This is a genomic window from Mesorhizobium sp. BAC0120 (genome assembly GCF_033542235.1).
In the GTDB taxonomy this organism is placed as follows: Bacteria; Pseudomonadota; Alphaproteobacteria; order Rhizobiales; family Rhizobiaceae; genus JAWRCU01.
The window spans coordinates 1-2,862 of the sequence record NZ_JAWRCU010000042.1 but is presented as its reverse complement, the minus strand read 5'-3'; the positions used below and the strand labels follow the sequence as shown (position 1 = coordinate 2,862).

The following is a 2,862-nucleotide window of genomic DNA, read 5'->3' as shown; positions in this document are numbered from 1 at the left end:
CGGAATCACAAATCCATTTTGCAAGGAATCCCCAGCCGAAGACTTATTTTCCGGCAAAATCGGCAGCTTCGACTGCCCCAAATTCCCACTGCAAATCAGCGACTTGGCAATTCTTCACGGCCGACGAGTGAGGAGAGGCGCAGGGCACAGCCCCAAGCGGAAGGGAACCTCGAGAGCCAGGCTCTAAGGCTCCAGTTCGACATCCCAGTAGAGATAGTCCATCCAGCTTTCGTGCAGGTAGTTCGGCGGGAACAGCCTGCCGTTATTGTGCAGGTCGTGCACGGTCGGCTGGTAGGGCTTCTGCACTGGCCACATCTTGGCGTGTGCCGGCAGCATGCCGCCCTTCTTGAGATTGCAGGCGGAGCAGGCTGCGACCACGTTCTCCCAGGTCGTAGCGCCGCCGCAGCGCCGCGGGATGACATGGTCGAAGGTGAGGTCGTTCGACGTGCCGCAATACTGGCACTGGAAGCGGTCGCGCAGGAAGACGTTGAAGCGCGTGAAGGCCGGGTTACGCGACGGCTTCACATAGCTCTTCAGGCTCACGACGCTCGGGATCCTCATCGTGAAGGACGGCGAGGAGACCGCATGCTCATATTCGGCGACAATATTTACCCGGTCGAGGAAGACGGCCTTGATCGCGTCCTGCCACGACCACAGCGACAGGGGATAATAGCTCAGCGGCCGGTAATCGGCGTTGAGCACCAGCGCCGGAAGCCCGTCAGGCGAAACAGCGATCGTCACGTAATTCGACCTCCTTGGCATCCGGATCGATCGGCGCCGATACTGTAAGCAGGACGTGACAACAATGTGAAGCGTCTAAACGATCGAAAAGGCCGGCAAAATCTCGCGATTCCTCACTTTTTCGGCACTGTCAGGTGACGGGAACGGCTTCACGCCCCTTGATTGAACGATAGTAGGCCCAGAACAACCGTGAGGCGACTCCTCGCCACGGAGCCCATGATTCGGCGATCCTTATGAGCGCTTTTTCGCCGGGGCGCGCCTCCATTCCTAGCGCATGGCCAACTGCCGTTTGCAGAGCAACATCGCGTGCCGGAAAGATATCCGGGTGTCCGATCGCAAAGAGTAGGTAGACTTCCGCCGTCCACTGCCCGATGCCCGCAATCGCGGTAAGCCGCGCAATCGCGTCTGCCGCGTCGAGCGTTTCGAGGTGGTCGAGGTCGAGCCCGTCGGTGACGGCTTGGGCGATCGCGCGCAGCGTCTTCACCTTCGGCCGCGACAGGCCGGCCTCGCGGAAGATCTCGTCGCCGGCCGCAAGCACACCTGCGGCAGTGAGCGGATGCACCAGCTTTTCGAACCGGCCGAAGATCGCCCGCGCGCTCGCCGTCGAGACCTGCTGCGAGACGATGATCGAGGCAAGGCTGGCAAAGCCCGGCGCGGAACGCCTCAGCGGAACCTCGCCTGCATGCCGACGGATCGCGGCGAGCCGCGGGTCGATGCGGCAAAGCTCGTCCAGCCCGACGGCGACGTCATCGAGCGTATCGATCCGCCGTATGGGGACCGGACGAATTGGCACAGAGCAGTTCATCTTGCTCTAATTCTCGTCATGCTGCCTGATCCTGTCCGAAAAGCCGACAAGTTTTCGGGCTGATGCTCCATGGCTCTTGTCCTGCGCATGCGGGCAACGTAGCAATCTCCCAGAGACACGTTCAATCAGCCTTTGTCAGCAATGAGCACGCCGAGCACGCCGGTTTTCCGCTTCGCGCCGAGCCCGAACGGCGAGTTGCATCTGGGCCACGCGCTTTCGGCATTGCTCAATGCCGAATGGGCAGAACATAGCGGCGGGCGGTTTCTGCTCAGGATCGAGGATATCGACCTCGCCCGCTGCACGACGGAATACGAGCAGGGAATCTATGACGACCTCGCCTGGCTGGGCATCGATTGGGAGAGGCCACCGCGCCGGCAGTCGGAACATTTCGCCGAATACAAGGCGGTGCTCGATCGGCTGATCGCTGACGGCCTGGTCTATCCGGCTTTCATGAGCCGCGGCGAGATCCGCGCCTTCATTTCCGAGCATGAGACACCGAAGAAGCGCTGGCCGCGCGACCCGGACGGCGTGCCGCATTACCCGGGCGTCGACCGCGAATTGTCGGCGCGGGAGCGGCGCCGGCGCATCGCTTCGGGGGAACCCTATGCCTGGCGGCTCGACGTCGCCGCCGCGCTCGCTCGCATCTCCACAACACTGGCCTGGTCGGAACTCCTTGGGCAGTATTCGGATAACCCCGAGCGCGTCGAGGCCCATCCGGAGCAATGGGGCGACGTGGTGCTGGCGCGCAAGGACGTGCCGACGAGCTACCACCTCTCGGTCGTGGTCGACGACGCGGCGCAGAAGATCACCCATGTCGTGCGCGGCCGCGACCTCTACTACGCCACCGCGATCCAGCGACTCCTGCAGGAGATACTCGGCTACCCCGCCCCGTTATACTTCCACCACCACCTCGTCGAAGGCCCGGACGGACGCAAGCTTTCCAAGAGCGAGAAGGACACCGGCCTCAGGCGGCTGCGCGAAGGCGGGGCGACGCCGGCGGACATCAGGCGGATGGTGGGGCTGGGATGAGTTGCCTTTGATCGGCAGCGTCAAGCTGGAGCACCCCTCATCCGTCGCCTTCGGCGACACCTTCTCCCACAAGGGGAGAAGGGGGGCGTCGCATTGAGGTCTTTGCAAATCGCAAAGGTTGGAGATTGGCAGCGAAGTAAGTTGCAGCGCTCTCCCTTCGCCCCTTGTGGGAGAAGCGCAACCATTAGCGGGCGAGATGCTGTTGGGGTGCTTTTCTTATCCATGGAGTGCCGCGCTCGACGACGGCATTGGCGAAGATCAGTAGCTTTCGGGCGCAGGCGATGAGA

Annotated in this window: 3 protein-coding genes; 1 reads left to right on the top strand and 2 read right to left on the bottom strand. The window is 62.4% G+C overall.

Annotation, left to right across the window (positions count from 1 at the left end; all coding sequences use genetic code 11):
* Positions 1-183 precede the first annotated feature (183 nt).
* Both SAZ10_RS33475 and SAZ10_RS33470 read right to left on the bottom strand, forming a co-directional pair.
* Positions 184-741: an HNH endonuclease gene (locus tag SAZ10_RS33475; RefSeq protein WP_318613879.1), complete on the bottom strand. Its 558-nt coding sequence runs from the start codon at positions 739-741 to the stop codon at positions 184-186.
* Between the two features lie 130 nt (positions 742-871).
* Positions 872-1,513: a DNA-3-methyladenine glycosylase gene (locus SAZ10_RS33470; RefSeq protein WP_318613880.1), complete on the bottom strand. Its 642-nt coding sequence runs from the start codon at positions 1,511-1,513 to the stop codon at positions 872-874.
* A gap of 174 nt (positions 1,514-1,687) precedes the next feature.
* On the opposite strand from SAZ10_RS33470, the gene gluQRS reads away from it, so the two are divergent.
* Positions 1,688-2,575, top strand: coding sequence for a tRNA glutamyl-Q(34) synthetase GluQRS (gluQRS, locus tag SAZ10_RS33465; protein ID WP_318613878.1), 888 nt, complete (start codon positions 1,688-1,690; stop codon positions 2,573-2,575).
* Positions 2,576-2,862: the final 287 nt, after the last annotated feature.